The sequence below is a fragment of the Myxococcus sp. AB056 genome (assembly GCF_006547365.1).
In the GTDB taxonomy this organism is placed as follows: Bacteria; Myxococcota; Myxococcia; order Myxococcales; family Myxococcaceae; genus Myxococcus; species Myxococcus virescens.
Genome location: NZ_VHLB01000064.1, coordinates 13264 through 33003, shown reverse-complemented (window position 1 = coordinate 33003; position 19740 = coordinate 13264). Strand labels below are relative to the sequence as shown.

Below are 19740 nucleotides of genomic sequence, written 5' to 3'. Positions count from 1 at the left end.
TGTACGGCGCCCGGCCGGCTGCTCGCAGGGCGGGCATCCCCGAAACTGCCTGCTCGCGCCCTGAAAACACCCAGGGCCGCGCTCCCGGAAGCAGGGGAGCACGGCCCTCGGGCACCTCAAGACGAATCGACGGCTCAGAGGCTGATGCGGAGCCCCGCTCCCAGTTGGAACGTCGGCGCGGGGATGGAGAAGGCCGGAATCGGCTGCCCGTCCACGACGAGCCCCTCCGGCACATCAACGGCGAGCCGGAACTCACCGCCGCGCCGTCCGTAGTTCACCGAGCCGTACGCCTCCACCGTGAGATACGTGAGCGCCCGGTGCATCACGTTGAGCCGCGTGGTGAACGAGCGATCCGACAGGTTGCCCAGCGTGAACAGGTTGAAGGACGTCCGCTCCAGTGGCCCAGGCCGGTCCAGGAAGAGGTACGCGGCGCCGTAATGCCGTCCCAGGTAGAGCGGGTTGAAGGCGTCCTTCAGCAGCAGGTACGGATACCCGAACGAGCCGGTGTAGCCCGTGGAGTTGAAGAAGTACTCCACGCCCAGCACGGCCAGGTCGTTCTCCCCATAGGGGAAGCTGTAGGTCGCGCCCGCCGTCATCTGCGGCGTGAGCCCCGAGGGAATGTACGCCTCCACCTGGACGCCGTTCTGCGCGATGTCCTCGAGCGTCGTCCCTTCCGGAATGCGGTACAGCGGCCGGTCCGTGCCTTCCTTCAGCGCAACCTCGGCGTAGACATCCAGCGGCCCCAGCGGCGAGGACACGTCGAGCCCGAAGCGAGGCTTGCGTCCATTCTGCGCCACCGCGCTGGCGCCCAGCTCCGCGGGGCCCAGCAGGACTTCCGCGCGCAGCGCGCCGCCCAGGCGGCCCAGCCGGTTGACCGGGTCGCTGCCGCCGGCCTGGGACGTGGGGCTTCCGCTCGGGTCGGTGATGGCGCCCACGTCCGTGCCCAGGTCATCCATGACGAGGATGCCGTACACGTTCCAGCCCTTGGATTCCCAGGGCACGTGCACCTTCAACATGGACACGCCCGTGCGCAGGTCCACGAAGGCCAGCGGGTCTCTACGCTGGGGAGACAAGAAGTCCGTCGGGTTCCAGATCTGCCCGGTGCCCCACTTCACGTGCTGCTTGCCCACTGTGAAGAACACCGTGCGCTCCAGGTCGAAGCGCAGCCACGCCTGGTCCAGCAGCACGCGCGGATTCGCCGGGGCGTCTGGCGTGGTCCGGGGCGGTATGGCGGGGTCGTAGTTCAGGCGTCCCACGACGAAGCCACGGATCCGGTCGGACGGGCGCGCGTCGAGGTAGCCGTCCACCAGCGTGGGGGCGGAGAAGGACGTCTGGCGGAGCGAGGTGTTCTCGCTGCCCGCCATGAAGCCGCGCAGGTAGAACTGACCGCCAATCTTCAGCGGATCATCCACCACGTCCTCGGTGTCGAAGGCGCTCCGGGTCGCGGGGCCGTTCAACACGTCCGCGTCCCGGTCCTCGTCAGGCGCGGTCAGCGGCGGCTGCCGCTCTGTGGCGCCACCGGTGGTGCCAGGGTCCACGTCCGCCGCCGGCTCCGAGCCGTCACCGCCGAAGAGTGCATCCTCGTCAGGCCGGCCCGAGTCCTCGCCCGCGGGTGCGTCCGCGGGCGTCTCCTCCTGCCCGCCTCCGAAGAGCGCGTCCTCGTCGGGCCGCTCCTCGGACTGGGCCCACGTGGGCGTACCGGTGAGGGCCGCGGACAGCGCCGCGGCCAGGGTGAGCGTGCGCGGGGTCATCGGCTCTTGCTCTCGAGCCACGCCTTGGTGAAGAGGTTGGCTTCCAGCGGACGCAGGTCCACTGTCTTGACGAGGATGGTGGTGGAGTTCCCCTTCTCGATTTCGTCGTAGATGCGCATCTCCTCCGGAATCCAGACGTCGCCCTTCTTGGACTCGCTGAACATCTTCTTCCAGCGGGGGTAGAGCGCCGTGCGCATCTTCCGGCCGGACAGGGCGTATTCCTCCTGCTTGAGGATGTTGCCGGAGGCCTTGTCCACCCAGACCTTGAGGACGGGGTAGGCCACGTCCACGCCGGGCTTGACCTTCAGCGTCATCAGGTGGGCCGTGTACTTGCCCAGCTTCGCCTCGCCCTCGTAGGACGGGTCATACTCCTCGGCCAGCCGCGACTCGTCGAAGTCCGCGCGGCGGCTGTCGGTACCGGCGATGCGCTCGCGCTCGGTGCGGCGCTCCCAGCGGCCCACGTTGGGGTCGTAGTTCCAGAGGTTCTTGTCCAGACGGAGGTAGCCCTTGCCCGCCTCCGTCTTGGGCTTGGTGAACAGCATCATCAGCTTGTCGTCCTCGTCGCGGCGGTAGACGACCAGCTCGTAGACGAGGTCCGCCTTCCCCTTCTCCTTCTGCTCCAGGTAGACCATCGCCTTGTAGTCGCCGCCGTTGCGCTGGCGGTCGTCGATGGTGGCCAGGAGCTTCACCTGCTCGGCCTGCTCCAGGGCCAGGGCGGCCGGGGCGGACAGCAGCGCCACGGCCAGCGCCGCGGCGGACAGCATGTTCTTGAGGCGCATAGGGTCACCCGATGTGGTGCATCGCCGTCACCGGCTTGAGCCGCGCGGCGAGGAAGGAGGGAATGAGCGAGATGGCGGTGGTGCACGCGGTGATGAACGCCATGGCACCCAGGATGGACGAGGGGTGCACGGCCAGATTCAACGTGTCCGACATGATGAAGACCGCCACCACTTCCGGGACGTGCACGGCCATGGCATTGACGGCCAGGCACAGCACCAACCCGGTGCTGGCGCCGGCCAGCGTGCCCAGCAGGCCCAGAAGGAGCGCCTCGAAGACGAACATCAGCAGCACGCGGGTGCGCTGCATGCCAATGGCGCGCAGGGTGCCAATCTCCCGGGTGCGCTCCCGGATGGCGATCCACAGCGTGTTCATGATGCCCACGCCGATGATGACCATCAGCACGAAGATGAGGACGCCAGTGAGGCTGTTGAGCGCGGTGAGCGTCCAGGTAATGAAGGAGATTTCGTCCTCCCAGTTCGTGATGTCCAGCCGCTGGCCTGTCCAGGCCTCGCGGTTGACGGTCTCGAACTTCATGAAGAACGCGCGCGGGTCGTGGTCCATCACCGTGTGGCCCGCGTCCGTCAGCGTCTGGCGCAGCCGCGCCTGCACCACCGGCACGTGCTGGATGTCCTTCAGGTAGAGCAGCAGCGCGCCCGCGGTGTCGCTCTTGAACTGGTACAGCGAGCGCAGCGTGTCCGAGGGCACGAAGATGCCGAAGTCGCTCAGCATGCCCATGTCGGCCGCGATGGCCACCACGCGCGCGTCCACCGTGTTGCTGGCGCCTCGCAGCGTCTGGGCGGCCAGCGTCACAGACTCGCCCACCTGGACGTTGAGCTTCTTCGCCTGCTTCTCGAAGAGCAGCACCGTGCCGGACTCGGCCAGGCCGTCCAGCGCGCCCGCGCGAATCTGGAGCACCTGGCGGAGGCCCGGCTCGGACTGGATGTCGATGCCGCCCACGCCCACCTGAATGGAGGACGTCTCACTGACGACCTTGAGCCAGCCCCGGCCACGCTGGACGGCGAAGTCCAGCTCCGGCACGTCCTTGCGAATCTGCTCCAGGATGGCCGGATAGCCGGTGACGACCGGCGCCGCCTGGCCCGCCGTCACCTTGTAGAAGCCGGCCACGTTGACGTGGCCGGTGGACAGCGTGGTGGCGGAGCGGAGCATCGACTCCTTCATGCCCGTGGACAGGCCCATGAGGATGACGAGCAGCGCGGTGACGCTGGCGATGGCGCCGCCCAGCAGCAGGGTGCGCCTGCGGTGGGTGCCGAGGTTGCGGAATGCGATGAGGAAGAGCTGGAGCATGTTCTCACTCGTCCGTCTGCATCGCCTGGAGGGGCGAGACCCGGGTCGCGAGGAACGCGGGATAGAGGGTGGAGATGGCGGAGACGCCCAGGACGATCACGAACGCCGCCACCAGGTTGCTGGCGCTCAGCGTGGGGAACAGCCGGGGGCCGGAGAAGAAGAAGTAGAGCGCTTCGTTGCCCGCGGGGATGCCGGCGCTGTTGAGCAGGGCCATGATGCCGCTGCCCACCAGTGAGCCGGCCGAGCCGAACACGAGCCCCAGCACCAGCGTCTCCACCAGCACCATGCCCAGGATGAAGGAGCGCTGCGCGCCAATGGCCCGCATCGTCCCCACCTCGCGCACGCGCTGCATGGTGGCCATCATCATGGCGTTGTTGATGATGACCAGCGCCACCACGAAGATGATGAAGACGGCGAAGTAGAGCACCAGCTTCCCGAGCAACACGAACTGCCCGATGATGCCCGCCGCCTCCTGCCAGGACACCACGCGCAGCTTCAGGCCCGCATCCTTCGCCGCCTGCCGCAGCTCCACCATCGTCTGTTCCAGCAGCTCCGGGTCCTTGAGCATCACCGCCGCGCTCAGGGCCACGCCTTGCTCGATTTCCTGCTGGGTGTAGACGCGCTGGAGCAGGTTCTCGCGCGTGAGCGCCCCCTGGTCTCCGGTGAAGGCGGCCTGGTCGTCCACGTCGCTGGACGTGGCCTCGGCCACCAGCTCGTTGTCGCTGTCCTCACCGAAGAGGGCCTCCTCGGCCTCGTCCCGGCTGAGGGCTTCCAGGCCGCTCTGCTTCTGGATTTCCGCCAGCTCCGCCTTCTTGTCCGCGGTGAGATACCCGTACAGGTCCCGGAACGACATCAGGTCCATCAGGCTCAGCGCGCCGGCCATGGCGGACTTCTCCAGGCCCTTGAACTGGTAGGTGCCGTAGACCTTCACGTTGACGCTCTGCATGTAGCCGGTGCGCGTGAAGGCGGTGATGGTGAGCACGTCCCCCATGCGCAGCCGGTAGAGCTCCAGCAGCGGCGCCAGCTCCGAGTAGAACTGGGCGTAGCGGGTGTCGAAGTTGGCGTCGTCGGTGGTGAAGAACTGCGTCAGCAGCTTGTCCAGCGCGGGCTCCTGGCTGCCCAGCAGCTTCTGCAGCCGCTCCACCATCTTCCGCGTCTTGACGGGGTCCAACTGGAAGGTGATTTCCCGCGTCTGGGTCTGGTTCTCCTTCACCCAGCGCTGGAGGTCCGGGTCGGTGGCGATGGTCTTCTGGTTGAGGTCCCGCTCCTGCTTGATGTGGTCCAGCCGGAGCGCCGACTTCATCTTGAGGAACTCTTCGTAGAAGAACTTGGACAGCAGCATGCCTCGCTGCCCGGTGGGCACCGGCTGCCCGTCCACGATCTCCATGCGGTCGAAGGTGCGCTGGAACGCGTCCAGGTCCGTGCCGGCGTAGCGCAGCTCCAGCATGTCCCCGTCCGGAATCTGCGGGGCGATGCGGTTCTCCAACAGCTCCAGCGCGCTGTACGGGGCCTCCTCGAAGGCGTCCCAGAACGCGTCCGTGCGCGCCCGGGCGAGTGCTTCCACCTCCGCGGGGTCCTTCTGGGCGCCGCCCAGCTCCTGCTCACTCTTGGCCGTCTGGTCAGCCATCAGGTCGACCATCTGCCGCACGTGCCCCTTGACGCTGTCGATGCTCTCCCGCAGCTCGGGCGTCTCACCGGTCTCGTCGCGCTTCTTGTAGAGCGCGCGCAGGTTCGACAGCGTCAGGTCCACCGTGTTGCCGGAGGTGACGATGGCGCCGCTGGTGCCCAGGGGCACCACCGTCTTCACGTTGGGGTGCTTCTCCAGGAAGGGCCGGAGTTGGCTGAAGTCGTCCAGCGCGGCCAGGTCCGGCTCGCCGCTCATGCTGCCGTAGAGGGCCAGCGGGTCCTTGGATTCATCCGAGTAGACCTGGATGTGGCCCGCGACGCTGCCGATGATGCTGCGGCTCATCGCGCTGTCCATGCTGTCCATCAGCGCGCCGCCCACCACCACGAGCAGGGTGCCGAAGAAGATGATGCCGCCGATGAGCAGGTTGATCTTGCTGGAGAACAGGTTGCGGAAGGCCACCTGCAGCAGCAAACGGAGTTGTCCCATGGTCAGTGGCCTCCAGAGGCCATGGCGCGGCTGGCCTCGGCGGCGCTGATGCGGTCCAGGAACTTGCCGTCCGCCAGCCGCACCACCGCGTTGGCGTGGCTCATCACCTTCGCGTCGTGGGTGGAGAAGATGAAGGTGGTGCCCTCCTTCTGGTTGAGCTCCTTCATCAGGTCGATGATGTTCTGGCCCGTCACCGAGTCCAGGTTGGCCGTGGGCTCGTCAGCGAGCACCAGTTGGGGCCGCGTAACGAGCGCGCGCGCCACGGCCACGCGCTGGCGCTGGCCGCCGGACAGCTCGTTGGGCCGGTGCTTGGCGTGGTTTGCCAGGCCCACCTGCTCCAGGAGTTGCATCACCCGTTCCCGGCGCTGGGCCTTGTCCAGCTTGCGCTGGAGCAGCAGGGGGAACTCCACGTTCTGGAATACGCTGAGCACCTGCACCAGGTTGAAGCTCTGGAAGATGAAGCCAATGGTGTTGAGGCGCAGGTTCGTGAGCTGACGCTCCGTGAGCTGCTTGGTGTCCTGCCCGGCCACCCGGACCACGCCTCCGGTGGCGGTGTCCACGCACCCGATGAGGTTGAGCAGCGTCGTCTTGCCGCTGCCGGAGGGCCCGGCGATGGAGATGAACTCACCGGCATGGACCTCCAGGTCCACGCCCCGGAGCGCCGGGACCACCACCTTCCCCAGGGTGTAGTCCTTGGTCACGTTCGTGATGGAGACGATGGCGGACTGCGAAGCGGTGGGATTCATGCGGTACGTCCTTTCGAAGTCTTGACGGGGCGTGGCGGACGGGGGGCATTCGCTGCGCGCCACCGCTCGGCGATGCCTGTGAGCTCAGCCTTGTAGAAATCACAGAAAGCAGACGCCTCTCGCAAGCTGCGATTTCCAGCGAGACGCGGAACCGCGAGGGCCTCGGAGCAGAGGCGGCCGAAGGCGCTCAGGGACTCCTCGGCGACGCGCAGCTTGCCTTCCCAGCCCTGTGAATGGATGACGTAGTAGTGCTGCCGGTCCCCCGGAACGCTGGCGGGTTCCACCAGGCCCATGTCCGTGCAGGCCCGCAGGTTGGTGGACACCGACGCCGCGCTCACGTTGAGCAGCATGGCGATGCGCTTGTTTGACAGGGGTTTGCCCGCAAGCATCAACAGCGCGTAGATGCGCCCGCCGATGCGCGTGCCGCCCCGCCGCTCGAAGTACAGCCCCATCGATTCGATGAAGCGACGTTCGGCGGCTTCCAGTTCCACCATGCCTGTCTCCACGCCTCGCCGGCTGGGCGTCGCGGTGCGGAGCGCACGGCAGCCGGGGTGACGGGCAGGCTTTTAGGCGGCGGGGTTTCGTTCAGTCAATACTGAATGAACTGTATGGAGTGGAGGGTGGGGCGAGCCCTCCAGGCGCACGTCCCATGGCGCGAGGCCCACAGCCGACTCGCGGCTGCGGGCCCCGAAATCCCCTTCATGGGGTGCAGGTCTGACATGCCCAAGGGTGTGTCATCAGTACGTGTCGGGCGAGGTATTGGAGCCCGTGTCCGGGTTCAGGGTGCTGTCGTCACCCGCGCCACCGGTGCCCTCGTGCTTGTCCACGCCGGAGCCGCCCATGTCGCTGTCCTGGTTGATGGACGAGTCCGGCGTCAGCGTCGGGTCACCCGCGCCGCCCGTTCCCGAGAGGGAGATGCTCTTGGCGACGTTCTTGGTCTCCTTCACCTCGTAGCTGGCGCGAATCTCCTGGCCGGGGCGCAGGTCCTTGGCCTTCTTCAGGGTCGGGTCGCTGAATCGGGTGCTGCGGTCGACCTCCAGGGGGACCACCGCGCCATGCATGTCGACGAAGATCTTGTCGCTCTCCGCCTTCACCACGCGGCCGTTGAGCTCCTTCTGGCCCATGTTGGCCTGTTGGCCCATGGTGCCGGAGCCACCCTGGCCCGGCGCAGTGGGCGTGGTGGTCGTTTCGCGTTCGATGGTGGTGGTGTCCTGCTGGATTTCGCTCTGCCCCACCTGGCCCGAGCCACCCTGGGCCGCCGAGGAGTCCTTCGGCTTGTTCTCGTCGTTGTTGGCCAGGGCGGTACCCGTTCCGAGCATGGCGATGGTGGCGAAGACGCCAACGAGCTTCTTCATGGAGGTTCTCCTGTGGTTGTTGTGAGTGGGCGGGGGCGGCGACGTCCCCCGTTGGAGAGAAGCTAGGTGCGCTCGTGGAACCGGACAGGGCTTGCTCACCCCCCTGCTGGAATGGCCGTTCGCTCTCCGGCCGGTAGTCCGGGGGCCGCGCGCGTCCCGGGAAGAGGAGAGCGCCTTGTAGGAAGCGGGGCTTTTCCCTTACCGTCGGGGGCCCAGCGCCCACTGGCCAGCCCGGCCGGTGGCCCGACAGGAGACCGTCTCCGCAATGCCCCCGACCGCCAAGCCGTCCCAGACCGCGCAGGACCTTCCCGCGCCCTCGTTTCCCGCCATCGAGTCCCTGCTCGAGGCGGCCTCCGTGGAAGAGGTCCGTGGCTTCTTCGACGGGGTGAAGACGGGCCTCACCGAGCTCAAGGGCCCCAAGGTGGAGCAGGGCAAGAAGGCCCAGGCCGCCATTGGCCGCGCGGAGGAGCTGCTGGAGATGCTGGTGGAGACCCGCGAGCGGCTGATCGCCGAATCGAAGGGTGGCAAGGGCCGGAAATGACGGTGGTTTTTCCCCGGGAGACTCTTTTTTTCCGGGGTTAGGCAACCGGCGAGGCCCCCCGCCGATAATGCAAGAGAGAGCATCTTGAGCATCGATGATCTCTGACCTTTCCGCTGAAAGCAGCGCCTGGAGGAAGCAATGGCGAAGATCGACAACATGATGGGCCCGAACGTTCGTCTCTCGACCAACGTCACGACGGCGCGGCAGACGCCGGACACCGGTTTCGGCGCGCGGCTTCACAATGGTCTCAACAGCGCCGCCAGTGCCGTGGGCACGGGTGTGGGCGCGATGGCGGGCATGGTCCCCGGCGGGCAGATCGTCTCCGCCGCCGTCTCCTCGATGCACACGTTCTCCTCGACGGGTGGCTCGGGCATGGGCGCGCCGTACGCGGGCGTGATGAACACCGCGGTGGCGGGCAACCTGGGTGGCGCGGTGGCGCCGGCCGGCGGCGGTGTCGTCGCGGGCGGTCTGGGTGGCGCGGTGGCTGGCTCCGGCTCGCCGCTGGGGCTGGGTGCGCAGGGCTCCGGCAGCACCACGGACACCGTCAACGGCAACTTCTCGCTGAACAAGATGGCCGAGGAGAACTCCAAGCTCCTGAACCTGCAGGCCGCCATTCAGCAGGAATCGCAGACTTTCACCGCGATCTCGAACGTGATGAAGTCGCGGAACGATACGATCAAGAACTCCATCAGCAACGTCCGCTAACTGCGGGCGTTGTCGCCCTAGGGAGCGTCAATGGCGGACACCTCGGAGATTTCGAACAGCCTCGTCCCGCTCGGACGCCAGCAGGCCAGAGTCCTGCTGGAGGCCGGTTACCTGTGGCTCGACATGGGCCACTTCGACAAGGCGAAGGAGATCTTCTCCGGGGCGGCCGCGCTGATGCCCCGGAGCGAGGTGCCCCAGCTGGCGCTGGGCGCCGTGGAGTTCTCGCAGGGCCGGCATGACAAGGCCCTGCAGGCCTACCGCGTCGCGCAGCGCCTGGCGCCGCAGTCCGGGCTCCCGCGGGCGCATGCCGGCGAAGCGCTGCTGTTCATGGGGAAGGTTCCCGAGGCGCTCAAGGAGCTGAAGGCCGCCATGGACCTGGATCCGGACGGGGACGGTGCCCGCCTGGCGCAGTCCCTCATCCAGGCCAAGGAGGCGGGAGTCCTGCCTCCGGCGAAGTCGTAGGACGGAGGTCACGGCGATGGCTGTCGGAGGTGTCGGACGAGGCGGTGGGAAGGGCCGCGCGGGTGGCGCGAAGGGTCCTGCCGGCGCGGCTCCGGCGGGTGGCGCCAGCTTTGGTGGCCGGGTGGACCGGACGGAGTCTCTTGTCGGGCCCTCGGGTCTGGTAGGCTCCAGCAATGTCCAGGGCCCCCAGGCCGCGGATCCAGTGGCCTCCCAGGCGGTGGCCATTGCCCGGAAGCTGAAGAACGGGGGCTTCAAGAGCAAGGAAGAGGCGACGCAGGCCCTGGTCGCCGAAGTCCTGAAGGAGAAGCTCCGCATGAAGTCTTCCTCCCTCACCACCAAGATTGCAGACGCGCTCCAGGATGATCCGCGGCTGAATCAGGTCCTCGAGCGGCTGTGGTCTAAGGCCGAGTGAGCGGCGCTTGGCTCTGGGCGACGACAGGCAGGTCATCCTCGAGAAGTACGGCCCCTACGTCCGGTCGCTGGCGGCGACCGTGCGCAAGCAGTTCAACGCCCAGCTGGAGCTGGATGAGCTGCTGGCCTACGGCCAGATAGGCCTTCTGGAGGCCGCCGAGCGGTTCGACCCGAAGGTCGGGGCCAACTTCCTCACCTTCGCGCACTACCGCATCAAGGGCGCCATCTTCGACGGGCTTCGGAAGATGGGCGTGCTGCGTGGTTCCGATGCCCGCAACGCCTATGTGGGCGAGCGGGCGGCGGCGTATCTGGGAAATCTTTCGGATCGTGAGGCCGGAGCAGGCAACCGCGGCAGCTCATTCGACGATGATGTGAATGACATCTCGGATGCGGTGACGGGGCTGGCGATGGTTTTCGCCACCAGCATCGAAGGCGCGGACACGGCGGGTTACACCGACGAGTCGCTCCCCGTCGACATCCGGATGGAGCAGGAGCAGCTGAAGACGCGGGTGCGGGCGGCGATCGAGAAGCTCCCGGAGAAGGAGCGCAAGCTCCTGATGGGGTACTACTTCCAGGGCAGGACGCTGGAGGAAGCGGGAGCGGAGATAGGGCAGTCGAAGAGCTGGGCTTCGCGGCTGCATGCGCGGGCAATCGACCGGCTCAAGGAACTCTTGAACGAGGAGGAGGAACTCCCTCCTTCTCCGATGGATGCAAGGAGGGTCTCACATGGCGGGTCCGATGGCCGGAGTCTCCGCGGCGCAGGTCGCGCAGCAGAAGCTGCAGGATCAGGGCGCTCAGCAGACGAACAAGCAGGGCGCGTCGAAGTTCGACGGAGTTCTCGCTGACAAGGCGCAGGGCGCCGGTCAGGTGGACGCCGCCCAGCAGGTGAACAAGGCCCAGGCGGCGCAGGCCACCCAGCGCACGGATGCCGTGCGTCAGGTGGAGTCCGTCAACAAGACGGAGAAGGCCGCCCTCAACAAGGTGCACGGCGCCCAGGAGTCGGTGACGACCAAGGCGGCGGAGCCGGTGACGGCCAAGGCCGAGGCGTCCAAGTCGTCCAAGGCGGGCGACATGATGACGCAGATTGTCGGCGACCTGGAGAAGGGTCAGGTCAACCTGGAGCACATCATCAAGCAGGCCTCCAGCGGCAAGGCGTTCTCCAACGCGGAGCTGCTGTCGCTCCAGGCCTCCATGTACCAGTACACGCAGCAGCTGGACCTGACGAGCAAGGTCGTGGAGAAGGCGACCACCGGCCTGAAGGACGTCGTCAAGACCCAGGTGTAGGCCCAACCCCGGTTTCCCGGCGGCGCGGCCTCAAGAAGGGCGGTCCCTCCCTCTACGAGCGGGAGGGGGCGCCCTTCCGCGTTTTCCGGGGGCCTAGTAAGCTCCGACCCGCCCATGATTCGCCGACCGCACGCGTTTGCCGCCTCGCTTCTCGCCCTTCTCTTCCTGACGGGCTGCCACATTGAACTCCAGCACGCGCTGAGCGAAGCGGACGCCAACGAAATTTACGTCCTGCTCAGCAAGAACGGCATCAACGCCAAGAAGGAGAAGGAAGAAGGCGGCAACGAGGTACGGTTCATGATCACCGTGCCCAAGGCGGATGCCGCGCAGGCGGCGGAGCTGCTCAAGCTCAATTCGCTGCCGCGGCCGGTGGAGAAGGGCCTGGCCCACTTCGCCAAGGGCAGCATGGTGCCCACCGCGACGGAGGAGCGCGCCATGCTCCTCAAGGCGATGGGCGGCGAGGTCTCCAATGCGCTGAATCAGATCGACGGCGTGCTCGAAGCGCGCGCCATCGTGATGATTCCGGAGAACAACGACCTCACGCAGCCGGAGAACAAGCCGATGCCGTCCGCGTCGGTGTTCATCAAGTACCGCCCGGGCGAGGGTGGCAAGCCGCCCATCGACACCGCCGTGGTGCAGCAGTTCGCGGCCACCGCGGTGCCGGAGCTGAAGGCCAGCGCGGTGACGGTGCTGATGACGCAGGCGCTGCCGCCGTCGGCGGAGACGGACGCGGAGAGCCGCCTGCAGGACGTGCTGGGGCTGCGCATGACGGCGGCCAGCGCCAGCCAGTTCAAGGTGATGTTCGCGGGCGCCTTCGTGCTGGTGCTGGCGATGCTGGGCCTGACGATGTGGACCTTCATGCGCGGCGGCTCCAGCAGCGCCCCGGCCACGCGCGCTGGAGCGCGTACCCGCGGTCGTCCTCCCGAGGCTTGACGTCACCGCCCCTCACGGTGGGGCTTCCCTCCTTCTCCCAGCGGGCGTCCGTGGGGCCCGCGAGGTGACGTTTGGACTCGTTCTTCACCTCGCTCAACAAGCGCCAGAGCATGCTGCTCCTGACGGCCGTGACGTTCTGCGGCCAGGAGAGCCTCGGCGCCTTGGAGCACCTTCCCGAAGAGGAGGGGGCGCTTCTGCGTCATCGCGCGCAGGAGCTGCTTCAGGTTCCGCGCGAGAAGCGCATTCCCGCGCTGGTGCAGGAAATCAAGCGGCTGGTGAAGGACCGCCGTGGTCAGCTCTGGAGCGCCGAACCAGAGCGGCTGGCCGCGCTGCTGCAACGTGAGCGGGGCGCGTTGGTGGAAGTGGTGCTGCGCGCGCTGCCGGGCACGTTGGCGGAGGCGGTGCGCGCGCATCTGCCGCCCTCGCGCGTGAAGCTGACCCGCGAAGTCCGCCCGCAGGTCCTGGACATCGTCCGGTGGAAGCTGGAGGAACTGCTCGCGCGCGAGGTCGCTGGGCAGCAGGCCGCGGGCTTCAAGTTCGCGGACGTGCTTCAGCTTCAGCAGCGGGAGCTGCTCACCATGTGCGACCGGTTGGGCGCGCGGGTGCTGGGGCCGGCGCTGGCGGGCCTTCCGGACGCGGAGCGCGAGGCCATGCTGGAGCAGCTGCCGCCGGACTTGAAGCTGCTGGCCACCAAGGCCGTGGCCGCCAACGCTCCGCGCAAGCTGCCGGAGGAGGATGCCCGGGCGCAGTTGGAGCCGCACGAGGGCCTGACGCGGCCCTCGGTGGCGCTGCGCAGCGCGGGGGCTCAGCGGCTGGCGCGCGCATGCGTGGCGCAGTCTCCGGAGTTCGCCGCGCGCATGCTGGAGAAGTACCGCGGTGAGTTCGGAAGCCTGCTGGCGAAGTGGGTGCGCGAGGAGCGCGTGCGTCCCACCGCGCGAGGCGATGGCGGCCGGACCGACATCGTGATGGACCTGGAACGGCTGGCCACGCGTGGCCTCATTGAGCGGCCGGTTCGCCTGGCGACACCGCCGCCTCCGCGCCAGTCCGCCGTTCTTCCTCCGCCTCCGGGAGCCCGGAAGGCGGCTGCCGCGGCGGCGCCACCCGCGGCCAAGGCGGCGGCGCCCGGTGGGGCAGCGCCTGCCAAGGCGGCACCTGCCAAGGCGGCACCTGCCAAGGCGGCACCTGCTGGCCGCGATGTGCCGACACGACCGCCGGTGCGGGGGCAGGCCCCGGGGGCGGCTCGGCAGGGCGCGGGAGCACCGGCCCGGCGGGACTTCATGGCGGAGCGGGCGGCGCGAAACGCGGGGGTGTTGTCCTCGCGTGAGCCGTCCCGCGTGGCCACGTCCGCGAAGCGACAGGATGGCTCCGCGGTGCAGCGGATGCCGGCCCGGCGTGAGCCTGCGAACGCGGGCGGCGCGGGGGCTCACCGTGAGGGTGAGGGGCCCGATACGCGCCCGCCTCGCGCGGATCCAGAGGGCGCGCGCATTGGTCCGCCGCCTTCTCGGCTGGGGCAGCGCGGCGCACGGCCTCGCCCCCAGGATCCCGACACGCTGTCAGAGCGGGACCGCGCGCGGGTCGCCGAGGGTTCCCGAGTGCATTCGCGTCCGCCCGACGAGCGTTCCCGCGTGGCCGAGGGCTCGCGCGTTCAGGCTGGAGGCCAGGGCGAGCGCTCACGCGTGGCCGAGGGCTCGCGGGTCCACGCCCGACCTGCGGATGAGCGTTCCCGTGTGGCGGAGGGCTCGCGCGTCCATGCCAACGTTCCAGACGAGCGCTCACGCGTGGCCGAAGGCTCCCGCGTCCATGCCAACGTTCCAGACGAGCGCTCACGCGTGGCCGAAGGCTCCCGCGTCCAGTCCGGAGCCCCAGATGAGCGTTCCCGCGTGGCCGAAGGCTCCCGCGTCCAGTCCGGAGCCCCAGATGAGCGCTCCCGTGTGGCCGAAGGCTCCCGCGTCCAGGCGCGCCCAGCGGATGAGCGCTCCCGCGTCGCGTCCCGGGGGCAGCAGCGTCCGGCGGAGGAGCCTCCCCGGGCCGCTCGGATGAAGTTCGGGGCCGCGGAGCCGGAGCGGGAGGACTCGGAGGTCTCCCGGGTGTTTCGCTCGCGCTCGTCCGGTGCCCAGGGGGGCGGCCGGGCCAAGCCCCCCGAGCCGGAGCAGGAGCCGGAGCGTCCCCCCCGGGTGCTGGTGGGGCGGGCCATCACCTCGCCGGCCCTGGCGCCCATGCCCAAGCCCCGGGGTGAGGGCACGTCCGTCCAGCGGCGTCCCCGTTCTCCGTCGGGTACCGACCGTCCTGTGCCTCCGGGTGCAGGGGGACGTGGAACCAAGGGCGGAACGCGCTAGCATCCGGCCCGCAAGGAGCGGCCCATGGCGATCGGCAAGGTGATTCGAGGTGATGGGACGGCGGAGCCGGCGCACGCGCCCGAGCGTCCCGTGCTGCGGCCTCCCCGCGCGGGGGTGATGAACGCCGAGGTCTTCGAGGCCCGTCAGGGCGCGTCGGCCATCTTGGAGGAGGCGCAGCGCGAGAAGGAGCGCATCCTCGCGGAGGCGCAGCGCGAGCGCGAGGAGCTCCTCGCCAAGACGCGTGAGCAGGGCCGTCAGGAAGGCCTGGCGCAGGCCACCGAAATCATCCTTCGCGCGAAGATGCAGGCGGGGGAGGTGCTGACCGGCCACGAGCAGGACGTCATCGCGCTGTCGCTCAAGGTGGCGGAGAAGATCATCGGCCGGAGCCTGGAGAAGGACCCGGAGCTGATGGTGGAGCTGTGCGCCGCGGCCATCGAGAACCTGCGCAGCGCCCGCTCCATGATTCTGCGGGTCCACCCGAAGACGGCCGCCGTGCTCCGCGCGAAGAAGCCGGTCCTGATGGAGCTCATCGGCCGCGCGGTGGACCTGGCCATCAAGGAGGACCCCGAGGTGGCCCCCGTGGGCTGCATCGTCCAGACGGAGTTCGGCACGGTGGATGCACAGCTTCCCACGCAGCTGGAGATGCTCCAGAACGTCTTGTTGCCGGACACCGCGCGCAAGGAAGGGCCGGCTTGAGCCGGAGCGTCAAGGGACTCGCCCATGGCCATTGACCTCTCGCGGTACTTCGACCTCATCAAGGAAGCGCAGGTCGTGCGCGTGCGCGGCCGCGTCACGGAGCTGACGGGCCTCATCATCAAGGCCAGCGTGCCCAACGTCCGCGTGGGCGAGCTGGTGCTCATCAAGAGCCGAAACCGCGGCGCGGTGAAGGCGGAGGTGGTGGGCTTCCAAGGGGATGAGGTGATGCTCATGCCCCTGGGCGAGCTGCACGGCATCGGTCCGGACAGCGAGGTCATCCCCACCGGCAAGCCGCTGAGCATCAAGTGCGGAGAGGCGCTGCTGGGCCGCGTGCTCAACGGAATCGGCGAGCCCATGGACGGCCAGCCGTTGCCGGAGGAGGGCCTCATCGACTGGTCCGTGGACCGCGACTGCCCGGACCCCTTCACCCGCCAGCGTATCGAGCGGCCACTGCCCCTGGGCGTGCGCTGCATCGACGGGCTGCTCACGGTGGGGGAGGGCCAGCGCGTGGGCCTCTTCGCCGGCTCCGGCGTCGGCAAGTCCACGCTGATGGGGCAGATTGCCCGGAACACCCAAGCGGACCTCTGTGTGGTGGCGCTCATCGGCGAGCGTGGCCGCGAAGTCCGTGAGTTCATCGAAGACGCCATGGGCGAGGAGGGCATGAAGCGCTCCGTGCTGGTGTGCGCCACCTCTGACCAGCCCAGCCTCGTGCGTCTGCGAGCGGCCTATGTCGCCACGGCCATCGCCGAGTACTTCCGCGAGCGCGGCGGCAACGTGCTCTTCATGCTGGATACGGTGACGCGTCTGGCGCGTGCCCAGCGTGAGATTGGCCTCGCCGTGGGTGAGCCCCCGGCCCGTCAGGGTTATCCGCCGAGCGTGTTCTCCATGCTGCCGCGCATCCTGGAGCGCACGGGCAACTCGGAGAAGGGCAAGTGCACCGCCATCTACACCTGCCTCGTGGCCGGCGGTGACATGGAAGAGCCCATCGCCGACGAGGTCCGCGGTATTCTCGACGGCCACTTCATCCTCAACCGTGCCCTGGGTGAGCGCAACCAGTGGCCCGCGATGGACGTGCTCGCCAGCCTCAGCCGTGTGATGAGCGGCATCGTCTCCAAGGACCACAAGAAGGCGGCGGGACGGCTGCGAGAGCTGCTCTCCACGTATGAGAAGCAGCGCGACCTCATCCTCCTGGGGGCCTACCAGTACGGGACGGATCCCCGCACGGATCAGGCCATCGACAAGTACGACGCCATCATCGACTTCCTCAAGCAGGACACCCACTCCAACTCCGGGTTCGAGGAGACGGTGGAGCAACTGATCGCCCTGTTCGACGAGTAAGGCGTTGGCCAGGGGTGCGCGGCGGGGATTCCGGGTTAGGATGGGGCCAACATGCCCCCGTACCGGTTGCAGGCCCTGCAGGACATGCGCGCCCGGGCCAAGGAAGAGGCGGAGCAGGCCTTTTCCTCCGCCATCAAGGCGCTGGAGAAGGAGAAGGCGGAGCTCCAGCGTCTCATCGACGACCTGGAGCAGCGCAAGCGCGAGCGCAAGGCGAAGGTGGCCGCCTACCTGAAGGAGGTCATGTTCAAGGGTGCCGGCATCAACGGCATGAACATGATGAACCGCTTCGAGGAGCGCCTGAAGGACGAAGAGGCGCAGGTGGCGCTGGAGGTCGAGCGCCAGCGGGAGGCCGTCAAGGTGGCCGAACGGCTGGTGGAGCAGCGCCGGCGGGAGATGGCCGAGGCGGCGAAGGAGCTGAAGGCCATCGAGAAGCACCGAGAGAACTGGCAGAAGCAGGTGAAGTACGAGCGACAGCAGCGTGAGGAACTGAACCAGGAGGAGATTGGCAACGCCTTGTTCCTGGCGCGCCAGCGCAAGTAACCTGCGCCCTCCCCATCCCCCTGGAATGACGTCATGAGCCGAGTTGACGACGATCGCGAAGCAGCGCGCATGGCCGAGCGCCTCCTCCAGGAGAAGAAGCTCGCCGAGGGCCAGGCCAAGAAGCGCCAGGAGGGGGCCTCCGCCTTCCAGCGGCTGATGCAGCAGGCCCAGCAGCCGCCTCCGTCGCCGGGCCCGGCGCCCGCGCAGCCCCAGCAGCAACAGGGCGGTCTGGCGCGCGCCGTGCTCGCGCGGGCCACCCAGCAGGGCAAGACGTTTGGTGAGCGGGTGCAGCAGGACCAGCAGCCCGCCATGAAGGAACTGGCCCAGCCGCAGGCCCAGGCGCAGGGGCAGGCCGCGGAGGCTCGTGGCGGCTCGCGCGCGTCGGACGCCCGGGACGCCCGGCGCACCGACGAGAAGCGGACCTCCGAGAGCCGCGAGAAGGACCTGGGCAAGGCGGAGTCCTCCCTGGGGCAGGTCAGCTCCGAGCGGGGCGCCGCCATCCGGGCGGATGCCGACGCGGGCGGCGGCAAGGGCAGTGGCGGTGGCAAGGACAAGAAGGAAGGCGGGTCGGAGTCCATCGCCCCCGGCTTCCGCTTCAACCCCGCGCTGATGGCGCCGGTGCCCGTGGCCAAGCCCAAGGACACCGCGGGCTCGGAGCGCCTGCGGGCCCTGGCCACCGAGATTGCGCAGAAGATTGTCGACCGCGTCCGCGTGGGCACCAACGCCGCGGGCAACGCGGAGTTCCAGATCGACCTGCGGGGCGACGTGCTCAGCGGTCTGTCCATCAAGGTCAGCGCCCGGAACGGGAAGATTTCGGCCACCTTCAGCGGCAGCAACCGCGAGGTGCTCAAGCAGCTCGAAGGCGCCAGCGAGGGGCTGCGGACCGCGCTCAGTGGCCGTGGGCTCCGGCTTGAAGACGTCCGCTTCGAGGCGAAGGCATGAGTCTCGAATCCGAGGACGAAGGATCGGGCGTCCACGAGCGCACGATGCTGGTGGACCTGAGCCAGCTCCGGCCTTCGCGCCAGGAGCCTCCGCAGGAGTCCCCGGCATCCCAGGAGCCACCCGCCAGCCAGGAGCGGCGCTGGCGGCCCTTCACTTTCCGGAACCTGGAGAAGGTCTCCCGGGCCCAGGGGCTGCTCGCGGAGCGCTTGCGGTGGCTGACGCCCGCGGACGGCACGACGGTGGCCGTGGCGGCTCGGCTCACGGAGCTGTTCGACGCCGAGGTGCGCCTGACGGTGGAGTCCGTCCAGGTGCGGCCCATGGCGGAGCTGCGGCGCTTCCTGGGCGACCCCACCTTCCTGGCGGTGCTCGCGCCTGGTGCGCTCCAGGGCCGGGCGGTGCTGGAGGTGGAGCTCGCGCTGGCGCACGTGGCGGTGGACCTGCTGCTGGGCGGCGCCGGTGAGACGGTGGGGCTGCGACCGCTGACGGACATCGAGGAGGGCGTGATGGCCTACGTCGTCCTCGAGGGGCTCAAGCTGCTGGTGCCGGGGCTGCAGGCGGCGGTGCCGCGCCCCCGGTTGGACGGCGTGGCGCGGGGTGTGGACGAGGTCTCCGCGCGGCTGGGGGATGATGGCCCCATGCTGGCGGTCCACCTGCAAGCGACGCTGGGACCGCACAGCGGCATGGTGCGGCTGGTGGTGCCCGCGGCGGTGCTGGACGCGGCAGAGCCGGCGGTGGAGAGCACGCAGCGGCGGGCCCGGGTGAAGGCGGACCTGGAGGCCTTCGCGAGCCGCCTGTCGGCGGTGCGCAGCTGGCTGCGCGCGGAGATTGGCTCGGCGGAGATTTCCGGCCAGGACCTGGCGAGCCTGCGGGTGAAGGACGTGCTGCTGGTGGACGCGTTGTCGGCGCGCACGGACAAGGGCGAGGCAGGCACCGCGCGGCTGCGGGTGGGGAAGGGGACGGCGGGGTGGGCCGAGGCGGAAGTGTTCGTCGGCGAGGACGGGCGCTACCAGGCGCGCATCACCGATTTCGTTCAAGGAGAGCCGGGCCACCCGGGCTCCGCGGACGAGGCGAGCGCGGAGCCTGGGGATGAAGAAGAGGACTTCACGAACCCGGAGCTGGACGTGCCTCCGGAACTGGAAGGGGCGGCCTTGGACGATGTGAGCAAGCCGGACGGAAGCGACCTGCTCGGAGACGTGCCCCTGCAGATTGCGGTGGAGCTGGCGCGCGTGCCCGTCACCGCGCAGCAGGTGGTGGGGCTGCGCACCGGGCAGGTCCTCGAGCTGAACCGGGGGCCGGGAGAGCCGGTGGAGCTGTCCGTCAACGGCAAGGTGGTGGCCCGGGGTGAGCTGGTGGAGTTGGAAGGCCAGCTCGGCGTGCGCATCATCACCCTGGCGAGCTGAGTCCCAGTCGGGGCAGGGCAGGCGAGCAGGAGTGGCCGGCCGGGCGTGGGCCCGTGGCGGTCCTCCGGCCGATGCACTAGCCTCGCGCCCAGCCATGGCAGT

At 68.8% G+C, this 19740-nt stretch carries 20 protein-coding genes; 13 read left to right on the top strand and 7 right to left on the bottom strand.

Going from position 1 to position 19740, the window contains the following annotated elements:
- Positions 1–134: 134 nt before the first annotated feature.
- The 7 genes from FMP39_RS25150 to FMP39_RS25120 form a co-directional block, all read right to left on the bottom strand.
- Entirely contained in the window at positions 135–1751 is a 1617-nt protein-coding gene (locus FMP39_RS25150; protein ID WP_194858553.1) for a hypothetical protein, read from the bottom strand.
- Positions 1748–2530 carry an outer membrane lipoprotein-sorting protein gene (locus FMP39_RS25145; protein WP_141592733.1) on the bottom strand — a complete coding sequence of 261 codons (783 nt, stop codon included), beginning with the start codon at positions 2528–2530 and terminating at the stop codon, positions 1748–1750. The genes FMP39_RS25150 and FMP39_RS25145 overlap by 4 nt, the downstream gene beginning before the upstream one ends.
- Positions 2531–2534: 4 nt before the next feature.
- Positions 2535–3836: an ABC transporter permease gene (locus FMP39_RS25140; RefSeq protein WP_141592732.1), complete on the bottom strand. Its 1302-nt coding sequence runs from the start codon at positions 3834–3836 to the stop codon at positions 2535–2537.
- 4 nt (positions 3837–3840) lie between these two features.
- Positions 3841–5949, bottom strand: a complete 2109-nt coding sequence (locus FMP39_RS25135) for an ABC transporter permease (protein ID WP_141592731.1) — start codon at positions 5947–5949, stop codon at positions 3841–3843.
- Between the two features lie 2 nt (positions 5950–5951).
- A complete protein-coding gene (locus FMP39_RS25130; RefSeq protein WP_141592730.1) occupies positions 5952–6695 on the bottom strand; it encodes an ABC transporter ATP-binding protein in 744 nt (247 codons plus the stop codon).
- Entirely contained in the window at positions 6692–7189 is a 498-nt protein-coding gene (locus FMP39_RS25125; protein WP_011552506.1) for a GbsR/MarR family transcriptional regulator, read from the bottom strand. The genes FMP39_RS25130 and FMP39_RS25125 overlap by 4 nt, the downstream gene beginning before the upstream one ends.
- 243 nt (positions 7190–7432) lie before the next feature.
- The gene (locus tag FMP39_RS25120) at positions 7433–8050 is read right to left on the bottom strand and encodes an RNA-binding protein (protein WP_141592729.1); all 618 of its coding nucleotides are present in this window, start codon (positions 8048–8050) and stop codon (positions 7433–7435) included.
- A 265-nt stretch (positions 8051–8315) separates the two neighbouring features.
- On the opposite strand from FMP39_RS25120, the gene FMP39_RS25115 reads away from it, so the two are divergent.
- The 13 genes from FMP39_RS25115 to sctQ all read left to right on the top strand — a co-directional run bounded on the left by FMP39_RS25115 (position 8316) and on the right by sctQ (position 19638).
- Complete coding sequence (locus FMP39_RS25115; protein ID WP_026113931.1) at positions 8316–8591, top strand: hypothetical protein; 276 nt, start codon at positions 8316–8318, stop codon at positions 8589–8591.
- A 138-nt stretch (positions 8592–8729) separates the two neighbouring features.
- A complete protein-coding gene (locus FMP39_RS25110) occupies positions 8730–9296 on the top strand; it encodes a hypothetical protein (protein WP_011552509.1) in 567 nt (188 codons plus the stop codon).
- Between the two features lie 30 nt (positions 9297–9326).
- Positions 9327–9758: a lipopolysaccharide assembly protein LapB gene (locus tag FMP39_RS25105; protein ID WP_090489481.1), complete on the top strand. Its 432-nt coding sequence runs from the start codon at positions 9327–9329 to the stop codon at positions 9756–9758.
- A 16-nt stretch (positions 9759–9774) separates the two neighbouring features.
- A complete protein-coding gene (locus FMP39_RS25100) occupies positions 9775–10170 on the top strand; it encodes a hypothetical protein (protein WP_011552511.1) in 396 nt (131 codons plus the stop codon).
- Between the two features lie 7 nt (positions 10171–10177).
- Positions 10178–11014, top strand: coding sequence for a sigma-70 family RNA polymerase sigma factor (locus FMP39_RS25095; RefSeq protein WP_011552512.1), 837 nt, complete (start codon positions 10178–10180; stop codon positions 11012–11014).
- Positions 10896–11453 (top strand): ATP-dependent helicase HrpB, encoded by a 558-nt coding sequence (locus FMP39_RS25090; RefSeq protein WP_228558309.1) that lies wholly within the window; start codon positions 10896–10898, stop codon positions 11451–11453. The genes FMP39_RS25095 and FMP39_RS25090 overlap by 119 nt, the downstream gene beginning before the upstream one ends.
- Positions 11454–11567: 114 nt before the next feature.
- On the top strand, positions 11568–12386 hold the full coding sequence (locus tag FMP39_RS25085; protein WP_011552514.1) for a type III secretion system protein: 819 nt from the start codon (positions 11568–11570) through the stop codon (positions 12384–12386).
- A 71-nt stretch (positions 12387–12457) separates the two neighbouring features.
- The gene (locus tag FMP39_RS25080) at positions 12458–14722 is read left to right on the top strand and encodes a hypothetical protein (protein ID WP_141592728.1); all 2265 of its coding nucleotides are present in this window, start codon (positions 12458–12460) and stop codon (positions 14720–14722) included.
- 24 nt (positions 14723–14746) lie between these two features.
- Positions 14747–15418 (top strand): FliH/SctL family protein, encoded by a 672-nt coding sequence (locus FMP39_RS25075; protein WP_090489477.1) that lies wholly within the window; start codon positions 14747–14749, stop codon positions 15416–15418.
- A gap of 24 nt (positions 15419–15442) precedes the next feature.
- Positions 15443–16756 (top strand): type III secretion system ATPase SctN, encoded by a 1314-nt coding sequence (gene sctN / locus FMP39_RS25070; protein WP_141592727.1) that lies wholly within the window; start codon positions 15443–15445, stop codon positions 16754–16756.
- 51 nt (positions 16757–16807) lie between these two features.
- Entirely contained in the window at positions 16808–17296 is a 489-nt protein-coding gene (locus tag FMP39_RS25065) for a flagellar assembly protein FliH (RefSeq protein WP_011552518.1), read from the top strand.
- Positions 17297–17329: 33 nt separating this feature from the next.
- Complete coding sequence (locus tag FMP39_RS25060) at positions 17330–18238, top strand: flagellar hook-length control protein FliK (protein ID WP_141592726.1); 909 nt, start codon at positions 17330–17332, stop codon at positions 18236–18238.
- The gene (gene sctQ / locus FMP39_RS25055; RefSeq protein ID WP_141592725.1) at positions 18235–19638 is read left to right on the top strand and encodes a type III secretion system cytoplasmic ring protein SctQ; all 1404 of its coding nucleotides are present in this window, start codon (positions 18235–18237) and stop codon (positions 19636–19638) included. Before FMP39_RS25060 ends, sctQ begins: the two co-directional genes overlap by 4 nt.
- The last annotated feature ends 102 nt before the right edge of the window (positions 19639–19740 follow it).

Excerpts from the sequence above, each read along its gene's own strand:
- FMP39_RS25120 (WP_141592729.1), bottom strand. The coding sequence starts at position 8,050 with ATGAAGAAGCTCGTTGGCGTCTTCGCCACCATCGCCATGCTCGGAACG.
- FMP39_RS25090 (WP_228558309.1), top strand. The coding sequence starts at position 10,896 with ATGGCGGGTCCGATGGCCGGAGTCTCCGCGGCGCAGGTCGCGCAGCAG.
- FMP39_RS25145 (WP_141592733.1), bottom strand. The coding sequence starts at position 2,530 with ATGCGCCTCAAGAACATGCTGTCCGCCGCGGCGCTGGCCGTGGCGCTG.
- sctN (WP_141592727.1), top strand. The coding sequence starts at position 15,443 with ATGGCCATTGACCTCTCGCGGTACTTCGACCTCATCAAGGAAGCGCAG.
- FMP39_RS25140 (WP_141592732.1), bottom strand. The coding sequence starts at position 3,836 with ATGCTCCAGCTCTTCCTCATCGCATTCCGCAACCTCGGCACCCACCGC.
- FMP39_RS25135 (WP_141592731.1), bottom strand. The coding sequence starts at position 5,949 with ATGGGACAACTCCGTTTGCTGCTGCAGGTGGCCTTCCGCAACCTGTTC.
- FMP39_RS25065 (WP_011552518.1), top strand. The coding sequence starts at position 16,808 with ATGCCCCCGTACCGGTTGCAGGCCCTGCAGGACATGCGCGCCCGGGCC.
- FMP39_RS25085 (WP_011552514.1), top strand. The coding sequence starts at position 11,568 with ATGATTCGCCGACCGCACGCGTTTGCCGCCTCGCTTCTCGCCCTTCTC.
- FMP39_RS25100 (WP_011552511.1), top strand. The coding sequence starts at position 9,775 with ATGGCTGTCGGAGGTGTCGGACGAGGCGGTGGGAAGGGCCGCGCGGGT.
- FMP39_RS25075 (WP_090489477.1), top strand. The coding sequence starts at position 14,747 with ATGGCGATCGGCAAGGTGATTCGAGGTGATGGGACGGCGGAGCCGGCG.
- FMP39_RS25110 (WP_011552509.1), top strand. The coding sequence starts at position 8,730 with ATGGCGAAGATCGACAACATGATGGGCCCGAACGTTCGTCTCTCGACC.
- FMP39_RS25125 (WP_011552506.1), bottom strand. The coding sequence starts at position 7,189 with ATGGTGGAACTGGAAGCCGCCGAACGTCGCTTCATCGAATCGATGGGG.
- FMP39_RS25150 (WP_194858553.1), bottom strand. The coding sequence starts at position 1,751 with ATGACCCCGCGCACGCTCACCCTGGCCGCGGCGCTGTCCGCGGCCCTC.
- FMP39_RS25105 (WP_090489481.1), top strand. The coding sequence starts at position 9,327 with ATGGCGGACACCTCGGAGATTTCGAACAGCCTCGTCCCGCTCGGACGC.
- FMP39_RS25130 (WP_141592730.1), bottom strand. The coding sequence starts at position 6,695 with ATGAATCCCACCGCTTCGCAGTCCGCCATCGTCTCCATCACGAACGTG.
- FMP39_RS25115 (WP_026113931.1), top strand. The coding sequence starts at position 8,316 with ATGCCCCCGACCGCCAAGCCGTCCCAGACCGCGCAGGACCTTCCCGCG.
- sctQ (WP_141592725.1), top strand. The coding sequence starts at position 18,235 with ATGAGTCTCGAATCCGAGGACGAAGGATCGGGCGTCCACGAGCGCACG.
- FMP39_RS25060 (WP_141592726.1), top strand. The coding sequence starts at position 17,330 with ATGAGCCGAGTTGACGACGATCGCGAAGCAGCGCGCATGGCCGAGCGC.